20 protein-coding genes, 1 pseudogene and 1 CRISPR repeat array are annotated in these 20,701 nt (G+C 47.7%); of the genes and pseudogenes, 11 read left to right on the top strand and 10 right to left on the bottom strand.

Going from position 1 to position 20,701, the window contains the following annotated elements; genetic code table 11:
• Positions 1 to 218 precede the first annotated feature (218 nt).
• Positions 219 to 1,114: a CRISPR direct-repeat array (repeat unit 32 nt; unit sequence GTCGCACCTTACGTAGGTGCGTGGATTGAAAC).
• Between the two features lie 384 nt (positions 1,115 to 1,498).
• From RDP42_RS10860 to mcrC, 7 genes are all read left to right on the top strand, one after another.
• Positions 1,499 to 2,479 carry an HNH endonuclease domain-containing protein gene (locus RDP42_RS10860; RefSeq protein WP_308763697.1) on the top strand — a complete coding sequence of 327 codons (981 nt, stop codon included), beginning with the start codon at positions 1,499 to 1,501 and terminating at the stop codon, positions 2,477 to 2,479.
• A gap of 5 nt (positions 2,480 to 2,484) precedes the next feature.
• Positions 2,485 to 3,384 carry a bifunctional class I SAM-dependent methyltransferase/HIT family protein gene (locus RDP42_RS10855; protein WP_308763696.1) on the top strand — a complete coding sequence of 300 codons (900 nt, stop codon included), beginning with the start codon at positions 2,485 to 2,487 and terminating at the stop codon, positions 3,382 to 3,384.
• 129 nt (positions 3,385 to 3,513) lie between these two features.
• Positions 3,514 to 5,412: a CocE/NonD family hydrolase gene (locus tag RDP42_RS10850; protein ID WP_308763695.1), complete on the top strand. Its 1,899-nt coding sequence runs from the start codon at positions 3,514 to 3,516 to the stop codon at positions 5,410 to 5,412.
• A 297-nt stretch (positions 5,413 to 5,709) separates the two neighbouring features.
• Entirely contained in the window at positions 5,710 to 6,654 is a 945-nt protein-coding gene (locus tag RDP42_RS10845; RefSeq protein ID WP_308763694.1) for a hypothetical protein, read from the top strand.
• A gap of 65 nt (positions 6,655 to 6,719) precedes the next feature.
• Positions 6,720 to 7,868, top strand: a complete 1,149-nt coding sequence (locus tag RDP42_RS10840; protein ID WP_308763693.1) for a Fic family protein — start codon at positions 6,720 to 6,722, stop codon at positions 7,866 to 7,868.
• Positions 7,869 to 8,099: 231 nt separating this feature from the next.
• The gene (locus RDP42_RS10835) at positions 8,100 to 10,364 is read left to right on the top strand and encodes an AAA family ATPase (protein ID WP_308763692.1); all 2,265 of its coding nucleotides are present in this window, start codon (positions 8,100 to 8,102) and stop codon (positions 10,362 to 10,364) included.
• Positions 10,357 to 11,397: a 5-methylcytosine-specific restriction endonuclease system specificity protein McrC gene (gene mcrC / locus RDP42_RS10830; protein WP_308763691.1), complete on the top strand. Its 1,041-nt coding sequence runs from the start codon at positions 10,357 to 10,359 to the stop codon at positions 11,395 to 11,397. The genes RDP42_RS10835 and mcrC overlap by 8 nt, the downstream gene beginning before the upstream one ends.
• Before the next feature lies 1 nt (position 11,398).
• Here the strand turns inward: mcrC and RDP42_RS10825 are convergent, their stop codons facing one another.
• Genes RDP42_RS10825 through RDP42_RS10810 form a run of 4 tightly spaced genes read right to left on the bottom strand, consistent with a single transcriptional unit; the run spans position 11,399 to position 13,819 of the window.
• Positions 11,399 to 12,472: a glycerate kinase gene (locus RDP42_RS10825; RefSeq protein WP_308763690.1), complete on the bottom strand. Its 1,074-nt coding sequence runs from the start codon at positions 12,470 to 12,472 to the stop codon at positions 11,399 to 11,401.
• Positions 12,473 to 12,485: 13 nt separating this feature from the next.
• A complete protein-coding gene (locus tag RDP42_RS10820) occupies positions 12,486 to 13,079 on the bottom strand; it encodes a YqiA/YcfP family alpha/beta fold hydrolase (RefSeq protein ID WP_308763689.1) in 594 nt (197 codons plus the stop codon).
• Position 13,080: 1 nt separating this feature from the next.
• A complete protein-coding gene (locus tag RDP42_RS10815; protein ID WP_308763698.1) occupies positions 13,081 to 13,380 on the bottom strand; it encodes a glutaredoxin-related protein in 300 nt (99 codons plus the stop codon).
• 13 nt (positions 13,381 to 13,393) lie between these two features.
• Positions 13,394 to 13,819 (bottom strand): DUF4186 domain-containing protein, encoded by a 426-nt coding sequence (locus RDP42_RS10810; RefSeq protein WP_308763688.1) that lies wholly within the window; start codon positions 13,817 to 13,819, stop codon positions 13,394 to 13,396.
• A gap of 138 nt (positions 13,820 to 13,957) precedes the next feature.
• Here RDP42_RS10810 and RDP42_RS10805 point away from each other — a divergent pair, with 138 nt between their 5' ends.
• Positions 13,958 to 14,866 (top strand): AEC family transporter, encoded by a 909-nt coding sequence (locus RDP42_RS10805; protein ID WP_308763687.1) that lies wholly within the window; start codon positions 13,958 to 13,960, stop codon positions 14,864 to 14,866.
• A gap of 2 nt (positions 14,867 to 14,868) precedes the next feature.
• Here RDP42_RS10805 and RDP42_RS10800 read toward each other — a convergent pair whose 3' ends face one another.
• Complete coding sequence (locus RDP42_RS10800; protein WP_308763686.1) at positions 14,869 to 15,516, bottom strand: hypothetical protein; 648 nt, start codon at positions 15,514 to 15,516, stop codon at positions 14,869 to 14,871.
• A gap of 188 nt (positions 15,517 to 15,704) precedes the next feature.
• Between RDP42_RS10800 and RDP42_RS10795 the strand changes: the two genes are divergently transcribed.
• Positions 15,705 to 15,911: a hypothetical protein gene (locus tag RDP42_RS10795; RefSeq protein WP_288352954.1), complete on the top strand. Its 207-nt coding sequence runs from the start codon at positions 15,705 to 15,707 to the stop codon at positions 15,909 to 15,911.
• A gap of 16 nt (positions 15,912 to 15,927) precedes the next feature.
• Here RDP42_RS10795 and RDP42_RS10790 read toward each other — a convergent pair whose 3' ends face one another.
• From RDP42_RS10790 to RDP42_RS10775, 4 genes are all read right to left on the bottom strand, one after another.
• The gene (locus RDP42_RS10790; RefSeq protein ID WP_308763685.1) at positions 15,928 to 16,818 is read right to left on the bottom strand and encodes a DMT family transporter; all 891 of its coding nucleotides are present in this window, start codon (positions 16,816 to 16,818) and stop codon (positions 15,928 to 15,930) included.
• A gap of 98 nt (positions 16,819 to 16,916) precedes the next feature.
• Positions 16,917 to 17,651: a DUF6198 family protein gene (locus RDP42_RS10785; RefSeq protein ID WP_308763684.1), complete on the bottom strand. Its 735-nt coding sequence runs from the start codon at positions 17,649 to 17,651 to the stop codon at positions 16,917 to 16,919.
• A 24-nt stretch (positions 17,652 to 17,675) separates the two neighbouring features.
• Positions 17,676 to 17,975 (bottom strand): thioredoxin, encoded by a 300-nt coding sequence (gene trxA, locus RDP42_RS10780; RefSeq protein WP_204475924.1) that lies wholly within the window; start codon positions 17,973 to 17,975, stop codon positions 17,676 to 17,678.
• An 83-nt stretch (positions 17,976 to 18,058) separates the two neighbouring features.
• A complete protein-coding gene (locus RDP42_RS10775; RefSeq protein ID WP_308763683.1) occupies positions 18,059 to 18,595 on the bottom strand; it encodes a flavodoxin family protein in 537 nt (178 codons plus the stop codon).
• Between the two features lie 323 nt (positions 18,596 to 18,918).
• On the opposite strand from RDP42_RS10775, the gene RDP42_RS10770 reads away from it, so the two are divergent.
• Positions 18,919 to 19,059 (top strand): hypothetical protein, encoded by a 141-nt coding sequence (locus tag RDP42_RS10770; protein ID WP_308763682.1) that lies wholly within the window; start codon positions 18,919 to 18,921, stop codon positions 19,057 to 19,059.
• Positions 19,060 to 19,204: 145 nt separating this feature from the next.
• Entirely contained in the window at positions 19,205 to 20,494 is a 1,290-nt protein-coding gene (locus RDP42_RS10765; RefSeq protein WP_308763681.1) for a hypothetical protein, read from the top strand.
• Between the two features lie 18 nt (positions 20,495 to 20,512).
• Here the strand turns inward: RDP42_RS10765 and RDP42_RS10760 are convergent.
• Positions 20,513 to 20,701, bottom strand: a pseudogene (locus RDP42_RS10760) (hypothetical protein); the annotation flags it as partial.

The following is a 20,701-nucleotide window of genomic DNA, read 5'->3' as shown; positions in this document are numbered from 1 at the left end:
ACACCGATTCGGAACTAATTCACAAAAATTGCAACGTGGTTTACCGAATGCTTACGAACCTAAAGCTATGCATAAATAGTGGATAGTTCGCAAGTATTGATAATCAGTTATTTGGAATATATTTTTAATATTTGAAATCCTTCTTGATATACACAATCTTTCGACTCGCGGAAAACCGTTTTTGCATTATTGTAGATGAGATATTTAGATGGATTGCAGTCGCACCTTACGTAGGTGCGTGGATTGAAACAAGGAATTGGCGAAAATGCACCCCGAAATGGCTCAGTCGCACCTTACGTAGGTGCGTGGATTGAAACTCAGGATGTGACCGGATTTACTTGGTCTGCCACCGTCGCACCTTACGTAGGTGCGTGGATTGAAACTACATACCACGACTTATTAAAGAACTAAAAAAAGTCGCACCTTACGTAGGTGCGTGGATTGAAACTATATACAGTTATGGAACGCGCCTGACCAAACAAGGTCGCACCTTACGTAGGTGCGTGGATTGAAACGTTAATGACCCTGACGATTTAGGAGGTGCAACTAAGTCGCACCTTACGTAGGTGCGTGGATTGAAACCTAAACAAGAAGTTGTAAATCCAATTCCGCAGCCGTCGCACCTTACGTAGGTGCGTGGATTGAAACATGCCTTGATTATACTTAATTTACCTTTATACTTGTCGCACCTTACGTAGGTGCGTGGATTGAAACACAAGGAAGTAAGCCAGCTTATCAGTGAGGGGTAGTCGCACCTTACGTAGGTGCGTGGATTGAAACATCGCCGGAATAGCACACGGGAAACAGTACGTGATGTCGCACCTTACGTAGGTGCGTGGATTGAAACTTGTGAGTTTGTTGCCGAAGAAGTTGGCCAGGATGTCGCACCTTACGTAGGTGCGTGGATTGAAACGGTGAGAATGATATGGATGTGATGATGAACGACTGGGTCGCACCTTACATAGGTGCGTGGATTGAAACAGCACGAAGGGAACAGCAAGCACTATTCCTCAGAGTCGCACCTTACGTAGGTGCGTGGATTGAAACATCATCATGTCGTCTAATGAAGTGGACAGTAACTGGTTGCACCTTATGTAGATGTATGGGTTGAGATAAATAGGGAGATGATGGTTAATAAGTGAATTTTAATTATGCCTTGTGTGAGTATAAGATTGAAGTAAGTTATGTACTATAAAGATATGAATAATGTAGATTCATATTTAAAATATAAGTGAATTTGTAATTACAGATTTGATTGTTAGCTGTTTGATATTTATAGTAGTAAAGTATTCAAGATGAAGTCATTTATTGGATAAAATAAAATGACACATATTTATAATTACTAAGTAAATAAAATGTTTTATTTTTGTATGTATAGTCGTCTAATAAAATTTTAGCCTTTAATTGTATGCAAATACCACAATCACAAATACTTACTACGCGATACCTTAACAGGGTATTTGATAAAACCGTAGCAACTTACAAATATTATTGGTTTTTGGGCATACTTGATTTATATGTAAAACAAGGAAAAACAAGAATGAATGTCTGGGAAATTATGATAACCATGGTTGCAAATGCTTGGTATCCTGTTAACTATTTTCGACTTTCGTTTGGCAAATCAGAATCACTTTATGATGCCATTCTGACTTTGCAGAAGGAAAACAATATTCCTATTAATTTGGGAATTAGGGAATTGAACGATTTGTTAAAGGAACTCATTTTACAGGCTGGTATACGGAAACAATTGAATTTTCTTCAAAAAAATGTGCCTTTTCGATTTCTACGGCCGTGGATAAATACCTCGGATGACCGAGAAATGGTGGTTCGTTCACAGACATTTGAGAATGGTTGTCTTTATAAATTAGAAAAGAAAGATGGCCTGCTATGGATAGAATTGAATCCGGTTTGGTTGACTTATTTGAAAGAAAATTATGATATTCTAAGTGCTTTTGCTTATTGGGGACTGACTAATTTTCTTCAGGTGAGGAATCCAAATGTACCGAATATACCTAGTAAACTGGTAAAGAGGGAAGAGAGAAATTCTTTGGCAAGTCAGCATGAGTTTTGGAATGTAGTAATAAATCAAGGTATGGAGGTGCAATGTATTTATACAGGTAAACGTTTAGAAGTCCGTAAATATGATTTGGATCATTTTATTCCATGGAGTTTTGTATCCCATGATTTACTTTGGAATTTAATGCCATCAGATCCAAGCATTAATAGCTCCAAAAGTAATAAATTACCTGATTTAGAGTTGTACCTTCCTAAATTAGCTGAAGCACATCAAAAGGCTTTGAAGATTTATCTGAAAACTGGTAAGCAAAATAAATTGCTTGAAGATTATCTTTCTTTAGGACATACATCGCAAGATATTGTGCAGATGGATAGAGAGCATTTGTTAGATTGTTTCTTTCAGACTTTTACTCCTATGCACCAGATTGCCCAAAACATGGGCTTTGAAACCTGGAAATACTGAATATTATGGAACCTGAAAAAATAAACCATCCTTACCTGACCGCCATCAAGCGTACCAGCCTTTCTGTGCCCACCCGTTATTTGCTTCAGCACCATCTGCTGAAGGGACGCATTCTGGATTTTGGTTGCGGGTATGGATTTGACACAGACGAATTGAAACGGCAGGGATATGACATTGTGGGGTATGACTATTATTACCGGCCTGAATATCCGGAAGGAAAGTTTGACACTATCTTGTGCAACTATGTGCTGAACGTGCTGGAACCCTACGCGCAGGCCGAAGTGATGATGAACGTGACCAATCTTCTTTCTCCTACAGGAACGGCCTTTTTTACCGTGCGTCGTGACCTGACGGAAGAAGGATTCAGGTTGCATGCCATCTATCGCCAGTACACCTATCAATGCAATGTGCGTTTGCCTTTTCAGAGTCTGGAACGGAACGCGAGCTATGAGCTTTACGAGTACCATCATTTCAACAAGCTGCCTCGGAAGGAAGGGGAGACCTGTCCTTTCTGTCGGCTGTCGCGCAAGGTGGAAATCATCTGTGAGACGGCCACTTGTGTAGCGTTCTACGATGGCTATCCGGTATCGCCCGGGCATGCGTTGATCATTCCCAAGCGGCATGTGGCTTCTTATTTTGACTTGACCAATCACGAACGTGAGGCCATGAACGTGATGCTTCAGTATGTGAAGCAGAAAGTGGACGAACGGTATCATCCAGACGGGTATAATATCGGCATCAATGTAAACGAGGCAGCGGGGCAGTCGGTCTTTCACGTACACATGCACCTGATTCCTCGCTACAAGGGGGATGTACCCAATCCGAAAGGCGGGGTGCGGGGTGTCATTCCGTCCAAGCAGAGTTACAATGCGAAGGAAAGTATCTCTTCCGCCTCTAATCACTGACCTTTCCCTTCCGCCATTCCTTCCCATAAAGTAAATCCTTCCTTTCCCGAGAAAACAAAACTCCGCAAAAAAGATGCTTGTCCGATTTACACTTTTGTTATAACTTTACCTCTCGAAAACAGAATTACTATGACTGGAAAATGGATTTATGCAGGAGCCATCGCACTCATGGCCCTCTGTACGGAGCAGGCAGCCGCTCAGCAGGAAATAGTGCTGCACGATGTCAATGGAAAGGAAATGAAGGCCGCGCTTCGGAAAGCGTTGCCGGTGGAGGCGCCGCGGGTGCGTTATCCGGGATTCAAGCAGGAGACGCTGGTGCTGAAGAAAGGAAGCATACGGCGTGAGGGTACCCGCCCGTTGCCCTGCGACATTCTGATGGAGAGAGACGTACCCGTGAAGTTGCGCGACGGGGTAACCATTTATACCGATGTGTTCCGTCCCGTGTCGGGCGAGGCGTGTCCGGCTATCCTGGCCTGGAGCCCTTACGGCAAGGAGGTGGGCGGACAGATGCTGGACGACGTGCCGATGCGTTCGGGTGTGGCCAAGTCGGCGACTTCGGGACTGGAGAAGTTCGAGGGACCGGACCCGGCTTACTGGGTGGCGCACGGATATGCGGTGGTGAATCCGGACAAGCGCGGGGCGTATATGTCGGAAGGCAACCTGCTGTACTGGGGACACGAGGATGCCCTGGACGGATGTGACCTCATCGAGTGGATTGCCTCGCAGAAATGGTGCAACGGCAAGGTGGGCATGTCGGGCAACTCCTGGCTGACGGTTTCGCAATGGTTCATCGCGGCCGAGCATCCGGCCCATCTGGCGGCCATCGCCCCCTGGGAAGGGTTCTGCGACCATTACCGGGAATCGGGCACGAGGGGTGGTATTCCGGCACCGGAGTTTCCTGAGATGATTGCCGAAACGTTCTCTTCGGCGCACGGCATGCTGGAGGACCAGCCGCGGATGATTGTGGAAAAGCCGTTCATGTGCGACTACTGGCAGGACAAGGCGGCCCGCGTGGAGGAGATTCAGATTCCGGCGTATGTGACGGCCAGCTACACGAATCCGGTACATACGCACGGCACGTTTGCAGGATTCCGCCGCATGGCTTCCAAGGAGAAATGGCTGCGGGTGCACAACACGAACGAATGGTTTGATTATTATACGCCGGAGAATGTGGAGGACTTGCGCCGCTTCTTCGACCATTACCTGAAGGGTATCGACAACGGCTGGGAGAAGACGCCGAAGGTGCGCCTGTCGGTGCTGAACCCGGGTGGAAAGGACATTGTGGGTCGTCCGGAGAATGAGTTTCCGCTGGCGCGTACGGTATACCGGAAACTGTATCTTTCGGCTGCGGACGACAGCTTGAAGCCGACGTTGCCGGGAAAGGTGGAGACGGATTCGTATGTATCGGAGAGCAAGGAGAACCGCGTGACTTACCGTTACCGGATGGACAAGCCGACCGAGATTACGGGATACATGAAACTGCATGCGTGGGTGGCTGCTCCCGACAACGACGACATGGACCTGGCTGTGCAGGTAGAGAAACTTTCGCCCGAGGGCAAGCCTTACCTGGACCCGACGGGCAGCCGGATTGCGGCTACGGGACGTCTGCGGGTGTCTATGCGCCAGTTGGATGAGAGCCGGAGCACGGAAGCGGAACCGTATTACACGTTCACCACGGAACAGAAGCTAAAGCCGGGTGAGATTGTGCCGGTGGAGATTGAAATCTGGCCGATGGGATTGTACTTCGAGAAAGGGGAAATCCTGCAACTGACGGTAGGGGCGTACGAGCCGGAAAATGCGACGCTGCCTTTCGGTTCGGCCAAGATTACGGTGCCGGTGGAAGGATTCACCTACATGCCGGGCGAACAGCCTGCGATAAAAACATTGGGGGGCAACGCAACTGAATGTGCGGACCCGAAGGAGGTGGTGGTTTCACCGGCTACGCACAACGTGGGCCGTCACTGCATCTACACAGGCGGTCAGTATGACAGCTTCCTCTATGTGCCGGAGATTCCGGCAAAGAAGTGACCGGCAGGTTGTTATTAATAGAAATGGCAGGAAAGCGAAACAAACGCTATCCTGCCATTTTAAAAACAAATCTTCCAGTGAATGGAAAAGCCAGTCCAATCTGGTAGAGACCAGGGAGACAGGACAAGCTCGGAAGTGGAGGAATAGTAGTCTTCTCGTCGGCTGTCTCGTAAGATGAAAATCATTTGTGCAGCGGCTATCATCCGTACGGATATTTCGGTTATATAGTTGAAGAAGAAAAAAGGGTTTGGGTATTTGCGTTTAATTCTCTAAATTCGCATAAATAGATTCTGAACCATGAACATTTTATATTACCCTGAAATTAATATACCAAGAACGGAATGGGCGGTTCGTGCTTTTTTGTATTATGATGAGGTGGCAGCGATTGTTCCATATAAATATAATATGGAGCCAGATCTTTATGAACCTTTTATGCGGGAAGCGGTTGTCAATGAACTGGTTATACCTATTGATCCAATGATGAATTTACGATGTCAGGAGCAAGTGCAGAAGATTTTTGAGCAATATGTTACTTCACATATGAGGAGTCTAGAACAAAGAAGAGGCTTTTTTCATCGGATTAGGCATTTGGAAAGGTTTAAACTTCATGAAGGTAAATTTGGTTATTCCTTGTATCATTTTTTAGAGGAATTAGGATTGGCGAAATACGATAAGAATGGTTGGTATGATGTAGAGCCTCATACTGCCAATGATTTGATGTATTATTTGGCTTCTGTGTTGGCCAATACCAAGGATTATAGATTATCTACAGACCAAATGTCGTATTCATTTTCAATTAGATACATTCATACCCCAGAATATGAAATCCGTCATCAGAACAATCGGAGAAATTGCATTTTGAAAGAACTGATGCCAGCTCCTAGAAATTATGATCTTGGAAGGATCAAACATTTTAAGGAGACACATCGTGAACTTTTAAGGACATTCAGGAATCATGTGGAAGAAATCGCTTTGGATGCCACAATCTCGCCTGAATCTGAACTTTTTTCTATAAAATTGGACCAGTTACGGCAAGAGAAAGAAGAAATTTCTGCAAGAATGAGGGAATCTCACTTGGGTGACATTATTTTTGGTAAAATTTGTGGAGTACTTTCTCCGATGTGGGGGGCATCCGCTTTATTGAATGCTATATATAATGCATGTCATGTAGAGCGTCCGGAGGTCAATTGCAAAGGGATGAAATATATTGTTCTCGCTGAAAGAAATTTGATGCGGAGATAATGGTTCTATTTGAAGTAAGAACAGGTGGATATTATGATAGAATAATATTTTTAGATTGAGAAACCATGACTGATTTTGATGAATATATAAGACAGAGTGAGCCAGACAGGCAGCAACGGGCGTATGCCTGGCAGACAGCCATCGGACTTCAGGCTGTAGATGGTCTGAAACCTTCTGAATACCTGAAAGATATGGCACGCAGACATATCGAGGGTGAAATGACCATCGATGAAGTGCGTGAACAGATAAAGACTTATTATCAGTCAAAAGCCAATCGTGAGCCAGATGACGAAGGAAAACAGGAGGCCGACAAGGTTTCTGTGAATATTACGAAGATTCTGTCCACACGTACACTGGATTTTAGCACAAACGGATATATCTCATTGCACCGAAGAATTTTTGACGGAGTCTTGAAGTTTGCCGGGAAAATACGGGAGTATGACATCATGAAAAAAGAATGGGGCTTGAATGGGGATTCTGTCAGCTATTTGAACTGGGAAGATTTACGAAGGGCCATAAACTATGACTTGGAACAGGAACGTAATTTCAGTTATGCAGGACTTTCCGCGGATGAGATTGTGGCCCATATCGCACGGTTCGTTTCGGGTTTATGGCAGATTCATGCGTTTGGGGAAGGGAACACACGTACGACGGCTGTTTTCACTATTTTATATTTACGTTCTATTGGTTTTGAGGTGAGCAATAATCTGTTTGCCGATCATTCGTGGTATTTCCGTAATGCGTTGGTGAGAGCGAATTATAAGAATGCGCAGAAAGGGATTGATTACACACCTGTATATTTGGAACGCTTCTTCCGGAATCTGCTGTTGGGAGACCAATGGGACTTGCGCAATCGTTATCTTCACATTACCCCTTCCAGCGAATGGAAGAACCAGCCTAATCTGGCAGAAACTAAGAAGACAGGACAAGCTCAGGACAAGTTCAGGACAAGCTCGGGACAAGTTCAGGACAAGGTGCATACGGATAATCCGGATATAGAGCGTCTGGTAGCAATGATTGGGAAGGAACAGATGTCCGTAAAGATGATGATGGAGAAATTGCAGTTAAAGGGGAGGGATAATTTTCTTCGTCTGTACCTTTTCCCAGCTTTGGAAGAGGGCTTTGTCACTTTGCTGTATCCCGATAAACCACGTCATCCTCGTCAGAAGTATCTTTTGACGGTAAAGGGACTGGCCTTGCTTTCGGAGTTGTAATTTTATTCTGTGTAAATTTTTTCTTATACCTATTATATGACAGACATAGATTCAGATAATCTTACAAAGATTATTGAGGCATACAAAGCCTACTTTAAAGAGCATTTTCCCGTTGAGATATATAAATGGAAAGCCGTGCGATGTTTTCTGGCTTACTGGGATATTGAAGCCCTTAATTTCAAGGATATGCTGATACAAGCATTAAGTAAAACAGAAAATTTGCTGACTTCAATGAATAATTATCCGAGGAAGATGTTGGAAGAGTTCTGTGAAGTAGATGAAACGAAGGTGCGCGAAATGTTTCGGGAGCTGTTTGATGAGAATCAGAATGTAGTTTTCCGAATCAATCAGTTTCGAAGGAATGCAGATGAACTGTTGAAACTATGGGGAAAGGGGAAGCAGCATTATCAGACGCTTAATGCAATTACCACCTACCTCTGGCTTCGATATCCAGATAAGTATTATATTTATAAGTATTCTTGTGCCCGGAAAATGGTAAGGGAACTGATGCCTTCCATGGTACTTAAAAAAGGAAGCGGGGCAGAAGAAGTAGGTAAGGTTTTTAAGCTGTATGACAAGGTAGCTGAAGTGTTACAGAAGGATGCTGATATCAGGAAAATGCTGGATGGGGTGTTGACAGAGGATTGCTATCCCGATAAGGAATTGAAAACAGCTGTAATAGATTTGGCGTATTTTGTTGGCCGGTTTTATCACCCGGAATCAGTCTTGTTGCCAGAACCAGGGACGAAGGTGCAAACCTGGATTTACTCTCCTGGAGAAGGGGCCCGTAAATGGGATGAATGTGTAGCTAATGACAAGATGTATCTGGGTTGGGATGATATGGGCGATTTTGATCCGTATGAAACCCGTGAAGACATGAAGCTTCGGATGAAGGAATTGTACGGCGAGGAAAAGGATTACAGGAATGACAGTCTAGCTACTTGGGAGTTTACCAATGAAATGAATATAGGCGATGTAGTGTTTGCTAAGAAAGGTCGAGGGTGTATTATCGGACGGGGAATAGTCACTGGCGATTATGAATATGATAAGAACCGGACGGAATACAGACATGTTAGAAGTATAAAATGGAATAAAGTGGGGGAATGGACTTTACAGGAACCTCTTGCAATGAAAACGCTGACTAACCTGACGGCTTATACGGATTACGTGAGGAAATTGAATGAACTGGTGGAAAGTGATATGGAGCCGAAAGCTGCTGGCAATTACTGGTGGCTGTGTGCAAACCCGAAAATCTGGAGTATGACGAGCTGGATGGTCGGAGAAGAACAGGACTACACACTCTATAACACAGCAGGAAATAAACGGCGTGTCTTCCAACATTTCTTAGATGCCCGGGTAGGAGATAAGGTGGTCTGTTACGAGGCAAATCCCACTAAACAGATTACTGGACTGGCCGTAATCTCGAAGGAAAGCGATGGTGAAAGAATCTGTTTCCGGAAAGTTGAGACGCTGGCTTCGCCTGTGGAGTTATCGGAAGTAAAAGCAGTACCTGAACTGGCAAATATGGAATTTCTGGTAAATCCGAACGGTAGTTTCTTCCATTTGACAGAAAAGGAATATACGACTTTGCTGACTCTTATTCGGGAGGAGAATGACAGTATTCAGCCGGAAAGATCCATTGAGAAATATACGAAAGAGGATTTTCTGAAAGAGGTGTTCATGAGTGAACAGGACTTTGATACTTTACAGCACCTGATTCGGAACAAGAAGAATGTGATTCTCCAAGGAGCTCCGGGGGTAGGAAAGACTTTCTGTGCCCGCCGTTTGGCACAGGCCATGATGGGCGAAAAGGATGAGAGCCGTATTGCACTGATTCAGTTTCACCAGAATTATTCTTACGAGGACTTCGTGATGGGCTACAAGCCAGCAGGAGCGACCTTTGAGTTGCAGAAGGGTATATTCTATAAGTTCTGTATGCTTGCGGCCAATCATCCCGAAAAAGAATATTTCTTTATTATTGATGAGATTAACCGCGGAAACCTGTCGAAGATATTTGGGGAACTGTTGATGCTGATTGAGAAGGATTACCGGGGAGAAAAATTGACGCTGGCTTATAAGGATGAGAAGTTTTCTATACCGAGGAATCTGTATCTTATCGGGATGATGAATACGGCCGACCGTAGTCTGGCATTGATTGATTATGCGTTGCGTCGCCGGTTCAGTTTCTTTGAGATGAAACCCGGCTTTGATTCGGAGGTTTTCAAGGTTTATCTGAAGGAAAAAGACAATGTAAGGCTGAATGAGTTGGTGGAACAGGTGAAAGAACTGAACCGTCAGATTGCAGCAGATGATTCATTGGGAAAGGGATTTGAGATAGGGCATAGTTATCTGTGTACAAAGGAGGCTGTGACAGATGAATGGTTGAAGGAGGTGGTGAATTATGACATCCTTCCGATGCTGCGGGAATATTGGTTTGATAACAAGTCGGAAGTGGATAGATGGTCGAACAAGTTAAACGGTATTTTCAATGAATAAGGACGGGACTATCTGGATTCGCAACGTGTATTATATGTTGTCGTATGCTTTTGAGGAACTGAAGAAGAATAATTATGAGTACATTGCTCGTGAAGAGTTCGAACGGATCCAGGACTTGTTTGCTGAAATTCTTTACAAGGGAGTATCGGCCCAATTGAAACGTGGATTACACCGGGAATATGTAAGTAAGGCAGAAGATTTATCGATGTTAAAGGGACGTTTGGATATAAAAGGAACCATCAATAACCGGATGAGATGTCGGAATGTGTTGCGTTGTGAATACGATGATTTGTCGGAAAATAATCTGTTCAATCAGGTACTGAAGACAAGTTTGTCTCTTTTATGCCACGAACGGAGTGTGTCGCCTGTACGGAAAGCAAAATTGAAACAGTTGATGTCTTTCTTTTCGGAGATAGACGGGATTGACCTCCGGAATATCCGATGGAACGGTTTTGTGTATCAGCGAAACAATCAGGCATATCGGATGCTGATGAATGTATGCTATTTCATTATTGACGGCATGCTTATGACAACAGAGGCTGGTAAATACCATATGGCGACCTTTTCGGACGAACACATGTGTCGTTTGTTTGAAAGGTTTGTGTTGGAATATTACCGGGTGCATCACCGTGAATTATCTCCCAATCCAGACAGGATTGCATGGAACATTTGCACGGAAGAGACCACGATGATTGATTTTTTGCCTGCTATGCGGAGTGATATCGTGCTGCATCGGGGAGACCGAACCTTGGTTATTGATACAAAATATTATAGTCATGCCATGCAACGCCGTTTTGACAAGCCGACAATTCATTCTGCAAATCTGTATCAGCTGTTTACCTATGTGAAGAATCTGGACGTAGAAAATACGGGGAAAGTGAGTGGTTTGCTTTTGTATGCCAAAACAGACGAAGATATCACTCCCGATCTTACAGCCTTATTCGGTAAGAATCGCATGCGGGTAAAGACACTTGATTTGAACCAGAAATTCTCTAGTATAGCTAGACAATTGGAGGATTTGCATGAATGGTAAATTATATCATATTCTCTTTACACACACTTTCCACCCACCGCTCAATATTCTCCCGGGCGACTTCCGGACGGATGGCTTCTTCAAGGGGCATACCTTCGGGTGTGAGACTGTCCACGCGACTGAATCCGGCCTGGAGCAGCGGCTCGACATCGCGGGCCTGTCCGGCTACCAGCCAAGTGGGGACGTGGTGGGCTTGTGCGCGGCGCATCACCCGTTCCGGCAACTTGCCCATGAGGGTCTGACGGTCGGCACGGCCTTCGCCGGTGAGGACCAGGTCGGTGTGGGTCAGGAGGGTGTCGAAATCGCAGAGGTCGAGCAAGAGGTCGGCACCCGATTGCGTGGTAGCCTGAAGGTATTGCAGGAAAGCGTATCCCAGTCCCCCAGCGGCTCCGGCACCCGGCTGGGAGGAAGCGTCTCTGCCCATGCGGCGGGCCGATTCTTCGGCAAACTGACGGGCGCGGCGGTCCAGCTCTTCCACCATCTCCGGCGTGGCTCCCTTCTGCGGGGCAAATACGTGAGCGGCTCCTTCCGGTCCGTAAAGCGGATTGCGTACATCGCTGGCCAGGATGAAGCGGCATCCGGAAAGTACCCCGTGCAGCACATCTTCTATCGTTCCGCCCGGTGCCAGGCAGTCGGTCAGTCCTTGAAGCATCCCTCTTCCGGCATCGCTCGTGCCGCTTCCACCCAGTCCGATGATAAAGCGTTGGCATCCGTGGCGTGCGGCATGAGCTACGAGTTCACCCACTCCGTAGGTAGAGGCTACCAGCGGGTTACGTTCTTCGGCAGTCATCCGGGTCAGTCCGCAGGCTTGTGCGGTTTCGATGATGGCGGTTCCATCGGGCGCAAGGCCGTAGCAGGCGGTCACGGGACGCATCAGCGGGTCGTGCACTTCTGCTTCCCGCATTTCTCCATGCAGGGCGGCGATAAAGGCTTGCAACATACCTTCTCCTCCGTCGGACATCGGGAGGGCACGTACCTCTGCGCCGCGGGCGGTCAGGGCCTGCGAGAAAGCGGCTTCCACCTCTTCCGAAGAGAGGCAGCCTTTGAAAGAATCGAGGGCAAGTAAGATTCGCATAGGTTTCTGTGGTTTATTTCTTCATTAGTTTTTCAATGAGCGGCACATAATACGTCCGTACTTCTTCCGCCGTGGGCGTGTGTTGTCCTGGAAAGTGGAAGGCATGCGTATAGTGCGTGAGGAAGAGCGGTTCGTAGTGCGCCAGATGATCGTTTTCCCCGAAAAGGCCCCAGATGCGTTCGCGGCCTTCCGGCGTGCAATGGTCCCACTGGTGGCGCTGTACCTCGGCAAACTCGTCTATCAAGGCTTGGTCGATGACGAAATGCGCACGGCCGTCTGCCCGCGTGGATTTGTACTCGTGTGGACCGAGGCGTTCGGTCAGGAAACGGGTCATCTCGAAATACGGGTTGCCGAGCAGGGCCGGGAGACCGTTTTCGGAGGCTACGATTTGCGCTAGAAATGCTCCGTTGCTGTTGCCTACCAGCAAGTCGGGATGCTCCTGTTCGCACAGCCGGTGGATAAAGGCGAGGGCCTCCTGCGGATGCAACGGCAGGTCGGGTGTCAGGACGAGGGCTTTTCCGGCCATACATTCCTTCAGCGCCTGGGCGGGAACGCAAGCCCCCGAGGCGAAGAACCCGTGCAGAAAAATGAGTTTCCTAGCTTCCATCTCAACAACCGCTTCCGTCCAGGTTACAAGTGGCGCCTTCTTCCACGGGGCGTGAATGCAGGCCCGCGTCTTCCGGGCTGAGGGTTACGGTGCCGTCTTCCAGCACAAAGCAGGGGATGCCCGCCGCGCCGATGCGCTTGGCTTCGTCGAACACGGGCGAGTGGTCACGGAGCTTGAGGAAAGCCTTGAGGTTCTTCACGTGCTGCCCGATGTCGATGATTTCGTATCGGTCATTGCCTTTCACTTGTGCTTCCACGTAGGTGCAGTCGGGACAGGTGTCCATTCCATAAATCTTGATCATGATTCTATCGTTTTTAGGTAAATTGTTCAATCCATTTCATCAGTACGGCCACGGCATAGCGCTGTTCTTCGGGTGTGAGAGGACGGCCTGCTGGAATATGGTGCCATTTGGCAAAGCATCCCCGGCAACAGCAGCCCGTGGCATGCTGGGCGATGAAGACCGGATGTCCCCGCATGGGCGTCTGTTTTCCGTCGTTCGGGATGACGGCCGGAGCCAGCCGCTTGCGTATGAAATCGGCGGCATGTTGCCGGATGGTATCCATTCCTTTCTCGCGGATATAGGCGATGTCGGCTGGTTTCAAGCGGAACCGGCTTCGGAACGGGGAGTGGGAAAGCCGTTCAAAAAGGTCGGTGAGGTCGTATTCCGGAGTCGGCTGCGCGGCGGCAGGTGCTTCCGAAGTTTTCCCCTCGTCAAACAAATCTGGAAAAAGACTGTTCATTTGCATGCTTGCTTTGAATTTGTGGGGGTAAAGATACGCATTTTCCCGTTTTGTGTGATGAAAAACTTTTGTGCGAGTGAATACCCGATGGCGATAATCCGTATCTTTGCACCGTTTTTTAAGATAGAGCACAACACAATGGATGCAATCGTGACGCAGATGATTATCCTGTTCATCGTGGTAATCGTCGGTTATTATCTGAGCAAGAAGAAAATGATGGATGCGGATTTCGACCGCAAACTTTCGGGACTGGTCATCAACGTGGCATGTCCCAGTCTGATACTTTCGTCGGTGATGGGCGACACGCTCCCGGACAAGGGATTGATTCTGCCGCTGCTCGTGGTAGGGTTCGCCACCTATGTGGTACTGATTGGAGCTGGTTTCCTGCTCCCGCGCTACCTGCCCGTCAAGGTGGCCGACCGCGGCATCTACAGTTTCATGCTGGCTTTCGGCAACGTGGGTTTCATCGGCTATCCCATCGTGGCCTCCATCTTCGGTGCCAGTGCAGTGTTCTATGCCAGCATCCTCAACTTCCCCAGCACGTTGCTGATTTTCGTATTCGGCACCCTCTTCATCTCGGGCGGCGAGGGCAAGATGCGCTTCGACTGGCGCACGCTCTATTGTCCGGCGATGATTGCCTCGTACCTCTCCATTCTGATTGTAGTGACGGGATGGGTTCCGCCCCGCGTCATCAGTACCCCGTTCATGCTGCTGGGTAATGTCACCGTACCGGCCGCCCTGCTCATCATCGGTTCGTCTATCGCCAGGGTACCTATCCGCCGGATGTTCGGCAACACGGCCATCTACCTGATGGCGGCCCTGCGTCTGATGCTCGTTCCCTTGCTGATTCTCTACCTTTCCCGTCTCTGTCAGGTGGACGACACCATCGCCAATATCAACGTAGTGCTGGCCGCCATGCCCGTGGCTTCGTACGGCACCCTGTTCTGCATCCAGTACCAGAAAGGGGAGGTCATCATGGCCGAAGGCACCTTTCTCACCACCTTGCTTTCGGTGATCAGCATCCCGCTGCTGACGATGTTCCTGTAGTCTTATTTCAACAGTGCTTCCAGCGTTTTTTCTGATTCATTTGGCAGGATTTTCCGCAGCTGCCCGAGCAATCTTTCACGCGACTCCTGCGGGGTACGCTCCGGGTGACAGGCTTCCCGTCCGAAGAGGGCTTCGGGCGTGGTGAGCAGTGACCATCCCCAGCCATATTCCCGTCCGTGGCTGTCGCGAGGGTAGACGAAATCCTCCGTCACGATGTAGCCGGCCATTTGCAGCCGCGTGATATAGGCGTCGAAACGACTCCGCATCTTCGGTCCCGTAAAACCGCAGGAAGCCCGCAGTTTCCGGGTAATCTGATGTCCCTCGATCTTCAGTACGTCGAGAATCGTTTCTTCGATGCTCCCTTCTTCCGGATAGGGGAAGAGACTCCGCCGGTAGTTACAGAAATCAGGCCACCATTCGCGGCTGATGAATGCGGCCTTTCCCTTGAAAAACTTGCCGTAGGCGCAACCGCTTTCTTGCAGGATGGAGCCTTTCCATTCCCAGAGCGGCCATTCCCAGCCGCCGTCGGGCAGGCGGGTCACTTCCTCGGCCGACCAGCCGGTAATGCCCATGGAGAGCAGGGGCAGCATCCCCACCTGACGGATGTACTCAATCAGTTCGGGGCAGGAGTGTATGAGTTCTTGTGGCATGGTTTTGTGTGTGGTTAATTTTTAGGGAAAGATACGTATTTTCCCGATTCCTTCTCAGGAGATGCGCGTAATTTTTTGTGGAGATTCTTCTTGGCAAATACGTTTTAGGATTTTTACGAAGACACCTTCGGTCTGAATGAAGCAGAACCTGTATCTTTGTCTGTCAATGTATCAAACAGACAGTCCTTATGACTCCACCTCTTATAGAACAATCTACTCAGGAAGAGCGCCGGGCATACGTGCTCGACGCCTGGAAGTGCTTGCATAACTGTGAGCTATGTGGAAAATGCCATGTGTTGAAAGGTCAGGACGTGGAAATCCTCTATGCCGATTACATAGAGGGACGACGTAGTTACATGGAGGTGACCCTTGATATCCGGAACCGGAGTTACTGACCCCGGAAAGGATGCCTTACCGTTTGGTCAAAGTAATCATGAACGTGACGGCCACGATGGCAATGGTGATGCCCACGACAATGTTCGTGGTGAGCGGTTCGCCGAACACAAGTGTGCCGACCACGATGGCGGTGATGGGCTCGAATACCCCGAGGACGGAAGCCTTGGTGGCCCCGATGTTACGCGAGGCGATGGCCAGAGTCGCTGTGGAAACCACCGTCGGCAGGAAGGCGAGTCCTACCAGGTTGAGCCAGTCGTGTGCGTGGGTGAGACCTGCGGTGAGGGCTGTATCGGAAATCAGAATTTTTCCCAGAAACACAATCGCTCCCACGGAGAGGGCATAGAAGGTGAGCAGAGAATTGGAGATGCTGGCGATGGCCTTGCTCCGGTTGATGATGACGATAAAGAGGGCGTAGACTAAGGCTGAACCGATGGAAAGGAGTACGCCGATGGGGTTGAGCGCCTGGGTACCGTCGCCCTGTGTCATGATGAGCACCCCGCCGAAGGTCGCCGCGATGGCCAGCCACACCGGCCAGGAGGGTACCACTTTCAGGAACACCATGATGATGGCCACCAGCACCGGGTAGAGGAACACCAGCGTCGTGGCCAGCCCGGAAGCGATGTATTCGTAGGCATCGAACAGGAAGAGGCTGCTCGATGTGTAGAGCAGTCCGAGGATGAGCAGGATACCCGCCTGTTGTCCGGAAACCCGGAAACTCTGTCGGCGGACCAGCAGAAACAGGGCCAGAATCAATACGGCAAAGAGATAGCGGAAGAAGAGGATGGATTCGGTGGCGGCGCCGTGCTTCATCAGGGGAACCGCAAACAAGGGGTTCAGTCCATACGTGATGCCGGTGATGATTCCCGCCGGATAGCCGATGAGGGCGTTCTTGCTAAGTTTTTTCATGTGTTTGCAGAAGTAAATGTTTGTCGGGGTGCAAAATTAGTCATAAAATGGAAACGTGGGCTTCCCCGCGGGCACAATTCCGTGCGCCGGGGAAGGAACTATTTCCGGTAAATGTAGCGTGCCAGTCCGTAAATGTATCTCCGGAATCCCGGACGGTACCTGAGCAGGCGCTCGAACCAGTGCAGATGGTGGCTGGCGATGCGCACGACCCATCCCACGTAATACATGGCAAAGAGAGTGCCCACTCCGATGATGTGCCATTGCCACTTCCCGAAGAAAAGGTAGCTAAACACAACGCCGAGCAACACGAGTGAGATGTCGACCGCAATCTTGACCTTTGGGAATTCGATGCCCATCACCTTGCTGAGGGCAACGGGAAAACCTTCTCCAGGCATGGTCACACTTCCGCATCTCACTTCCAGCGAGATACCTGCGGCGAGGATGGTGCATCCGGCCAGCTGCGACACGGCTTTCTCCCACATCGCCACGGGTTGCAGCCAGGAGAGAAAGTAGAGGTTCAGGTCAATCAGCATGCCGAATACCAGCCCCACGAGCAGCTGGAAGAGCTGTACGGGGTCGAACTGCCGGCGAAGTACGCCCACCTGACCCACCACCAGCAGGGCATTCATGAGAAAGGTGTACAGTCCGATGGTCAGCGGCGGAGTGAGTCCCTCCGTTCCCGCATCGTGAAACACATAGGGCAATACGCTGATGACGCTGGCGCCTAACATGCTTTTCACGCAGAGGGCGATGCCCAGTGTCATGATGCACAGCGCCATGAAGAGCAGTATGTGTTGCCAGATGAATGAGATGAGTCTTTCTTTTCTCGTCATTTTTTCGTTCATCGTCAGAACAAGTTATCGCAGGAAAGGGTCGAGGTTGCTCAGCAGTTCGGCTTTCGGCATGGCCCCGCTCATCCGCCAGAGCACTTCTCCCTTGCGGAACAGCATGAGGGTGGGAACGGACTGAATCTGGTATTGCTGTGACAGGGCGGCGTGCGTGTCCACATCGATTTTGATGATACGGATACGGTCGCCCAGCACCTCTTTCACTTGTTGCAAGACGGGGTGCATCATCTTGCAGGGCTGGCACCAAGTGGCGAAGAAATCCACCAGTACGAGCTGGTCGCCAGCGATTACGTCGTAGAATGTTTCCATAAGTTTTGTTTTTATCGGTTAGACGCGAGCCAAGACCTCCGGTATCTTTCGTCTTACCCGCGTTTTGTTGTTGTGCGAGTTTTTCAGCAATGAAGCCCCATTTCGTAGGCTTCCTCCAGCTTCGGGTTTCCGCTGATACTGCGAGGGCCTGCCACGCCGCCGCAGAACAATGTCCCGGCCAGGCGGCTTTTCGGGAAACAGTCAATCCAGCCCGTGAGACCTCCCTCTGCGCGTTGGGCCACTTCCAGCTCCTCTTCGGCAGCCGTGGTCAGCAGATAGACGTCGCGGAACTGATAGTCGAGGGTATACATCGCATTCATACGGTCGATGAGCACCTTCATCTGTCCGCTCATCTCGAAATAATAAATCGGGGTAGCCCATACGATGACGTCGGCGTGTAGCACTTTCTGCATGATGGCGTCCGCATCGTCCTTGATGACACACTTGCCCAGTTTCTGACAGGCCAGGCAGCCGCGGCAGAACTGTATATTCTTGCCTGCCAGGGAAATCTTTTCCACTTCATGACCTGCCTGGAGGGCTCCCTCCACAAAGCGGTCGGCCAGCATGTCGCTGTTGGAACCCGTGCGCAGGCTGGTGGAAATCATAATCACTCTCTTCATCTTGTCTTGTTTTTATTGGTTTTTGTAAATCGGATTCAAAGGTATAGCTTTCTGCGCAGCTTTGTGCAGGGAGGGGGTGAAAAAATATGTGTATGAAACAGGATTTTATGACAGTACATTGAATAATCTTTTTTATAATGTTTCAAGATGAGAAGAGCCAAAACTATTGATACTGTTAAAATGTTTCCGAACAGCAGTAATCCCATATCTGAAAAAGTGGAAATATAAGTAAATGATTTATAGTAGTATTAGTGAAATACTTATTCTATTGTATAACCCAAAAACTTACTTTAGCTTTGCATAAAATTTTAATTCAATTAATTATGAAAGAATTAATGATTTATGTAAACAGTATTTATCCATGTGGAATGCCTTACTTATCAGTAAATGGTTATTCATTTGAATGGGTTGGTACGCATTGGAATTTGGTGGAAATAGTTGAACCGAAAAAGTTTGGATATTAATAATCTTGATATTGAAAATAGGATGTAAAAACCAAGGAAATGGCTACCATTCTTTTTGGGCTTTGTCTATACATTATAAATCAGACAAAACTCTTTTGAGGCATTATTGTAAATAATCGCACTATAATTTAAAAATAACAAAAGCATGAATTATCAGGATATTCAATCTTCTTCGTTAATAAACGATATGATTTCCGACATTAAGAAGAATGTAATAACCCCTTATCCAAAAGGTTTTGCTGTAAATGCTGCAGACTTTTTTAATCAGATGATTAAGTGGCAGTTTCAGAATAAAGCAACTATCCAAGCCATACATAAAGCTCTTCTTGAATATGTGAAAAATCCAGATGCAGTGTATGCAATTCGTCTTTATGGAAGTGAGCCCAAAGAAAAGTATCATTTGTTGCGTCGGGGATTCTTGTCAGAGTATAAAAATGGACTCAAAACTTTTTTTTGTGACAATACATTTGCGATGCCTTTTGCTGCTTTGAAACTTCATGGTAAGTGTTATACTGCATCTGATTTACTGGAACACCTTAATCAGAAAAATGTAGTTTGTGGCTTTGGATCAACAACAGAAGAGCGAGAACTAGCCTATTATAGGTGCAATTCCTATAGCCGCATCAACCTGAATACATCGGGATGGTATCTGGCTCATATCCTTCCTGTTGGATATGATTTTGTTGGAGAACAACGGCTAAGTGAGGTTTTCCCGAATCCTGAAAGAACTGAATGGGAATTGGATGCGTCACATATTCGTCACATAAATCGTTTGCTTACTGATGAGGAATACAGCATACTTGTAGCTCATTTCCGTCGTCTTATACATCCGCTTAATTCTTTTGTGGTTCCTAAAAAAGATAGAGTAGATTATGCAGGAAAAAGTTTAGGGGAGGAACAAGAACTCATCAATATTGTTCAGGATTATGTGAAAGCAGAATTTCCCAAAGAATATGCTGAGTTAAAGATGGTGATGCAAATTCCTGAACAGAAAGAAGCGGTGAGTGTAGTAGGCGAAATTGTCTGGTCAGCATCAAAACCTCAGACTAAAGAAGCTAGAGAAGAAATTTTCGAAGGCCACCACCCCAAAGGAGCTCTGAAAAAACGCAGTAAGAGGATGGATCAATATGATGATGATAAAGCGTATGCTTTGGATAGCAGACTAAATTCTATTGGTAAGAAAACATTCTTGAATTTGTATAATTGGGTCAGACATAATATAGACATTACCATAGACGAAATAGAAGAAGTGTATCCAAAATATAAAAATAAGGCAGAAGGAGCTAAAAAGACCTGTTTATCGTCTACACGCAGTATCATCCAAAACGGCTATGCGGCAGAAGCGCTGGAGATAATTATAGAATCGCCGCGTATGGATGATGCGGCAATTCAGACTGCAAAAGAGTATTTAAAGGAATTATGTGAGTGTAGATGATTCATTCGATACTCTATGTCATTTTTTTAGAGGCTTCCGTTCCGCCTGTCTCCGGAAAATCTGTGCGGCGATGCTGCCCGAAAAGTTGTGCCACACCGAAAACATGGCGCCAGGAACGGCCGCAAGGGGGAACAGGGCAAAATGAGTCGTAGCCAGTGAAGTGGCCAGTCCGGAGTTCTGCATGCCCACTTCGATGGCGATGGCCGA

This window comes from uncultured Bacteroides sp., assembly GCF_902472605.1.
GTDB lineage: Bacteria > Bacteroidota > Bacteroidia > Bacteroidales > Bacteroidaceae > Phocaeicola.
Note: the sequence above shows the minus strand (reverse complement) of the source record. Positions and strands in the feature narration are given on the sequence as shown.

Excerpts from the sequence above, each read along its gene's own strand:
- RDP42_RS10850 (WP_308763695.1), top strand. The coding sequence starts at position 3,514 with ATGACTGGAAAATGGATTTATGCAGGAGCCATCGCACTCATGGCCCTC.
- RDP42_RS10840 (WP_308763693.1), top strand. The coding sequence starts at position 6,720 with ATGACTGATTTTGATGAATATATAAGACAGAGTGAGCCAGACAGGCAG.
- RDP42_RS10765 (WP_308763681.1), top strand. The coding sequence starts at position 19,205 with ATGAATTATCAGGATATTCAATCTTCTTCGTTAATAAACGATATGATT.
- RDP42_RS10825 (WP_308763690.1), bottom strand. The coding sequence starts at position 12,472 with ATGCGAATCTTACTTGCCCTCGATTCTTTCAAAGGCTGCCTCTCTTCG.
- RDP42_RS10855 (WP_308763696.1), top strand. The coding sequence starts at position 2,485 with ATGGAACCTGAAAAAATAAACCATCCTTACCTGACCGCCATCAAGCGT.
- RDP42_RS10815 (WP_308763698.1), bottom strand. The coding sequence starts at position 13,380 with ATGATCAAGATTTATGGAATGGACACCTGTCCCGACTGCACCTACGTG.
- trxA (WP_204475924.1), bottom strand. The coding sequence starts at position 17,975 with ATGGAAACATTCTACGACGTAATCGCTGGCGACCAGCTCGTACTGGTG.
- RDP42_RS10790 (WP_308763685.1), bottom strand. The coding sequence starts at position 16,818 with ATGAAAAAACTTAGCAAGAACGCCCTCATCGGCTATCCGGCGGGAATC.
- RDP42_RS10835 (WP_308763692.1), top strand. The coding sequence starts at position 8,100 with ATGAATAATTATCCGAGGAAGATGTTGGAAGAGTTCTGTGAAGTAGAT.
- mcrC (WP_308763691.1), top strand. The coding sequence starts at position 10,357 with ATGAATAAGGACGGGACTATCTGGATTCGCAACGTGTATTATATGTTG.
- RDP42_RS10820 (WP_308763689.1), bottom strand. The coding sequence starts at position 13,079 with ATGGAAGCTAGGAAACTCATTTTTCTGCACGGGTTCTTCGCCTCGGGG.
- RDP42_RS10800 (WP_308763686.1), bottom strand. The coding sequence starts at position 15,516 with ATGCCACAAGAACTCATACACTCCTGCCCCGAACTGATTGAGTACATC.
- RDP42_RS10845 (WP_308763694.1), top strand. The coding sequence starts at position 5,710 with ATGAACATTTTATATTACCCTGAAATTAATATACCAAGAACGGAATGG.
- RDP42_RS10805 (WP_308763687.1), top strand. The coding sequence starts at position 13,958 with ATGGATGCAATCGTGACGCAGATGATTATCCTGTTCATCGTGGTAATC.
- RDP42_RS10785 (WP_308763684.1), bottom strand. The coding sequence starts at position 17,651 with ATGACGAGAAAAGAAAGACTCATCTCATTCATCTGGCAACACATACTG.
- RDP42_RS10770 (WP_308763682.1), top strand. The coding sequence starts at position 18,919 with ATGAAAGAATTAATGATTTATGTAAACAGTATTTATCCATGTGGAATG.
- RDP42_RS10775 (WP_308763683.1), bottom strand. The coding sequence starts at position 18,595 with ATGAAGAGAGTGATTATGATTTCCACCAGCCTGCGCACGGGTTCCAAC.
- RDP42_RS10810 (WP_308763688.1), bottom strand. The coding sequence starts at position 13,819 with ATGAACAGTCTTTTTCCAGATTTGTTTGACGAGGGGAAAACTTCGGAA.
- RDP42_RS10795 (WP_288352954.1), top strand. The coding sequence starts at position 15,705 with ATGACTCCACCTCTTATAGAACAATCTACTCAGGAAGAGCGCCGGGCA.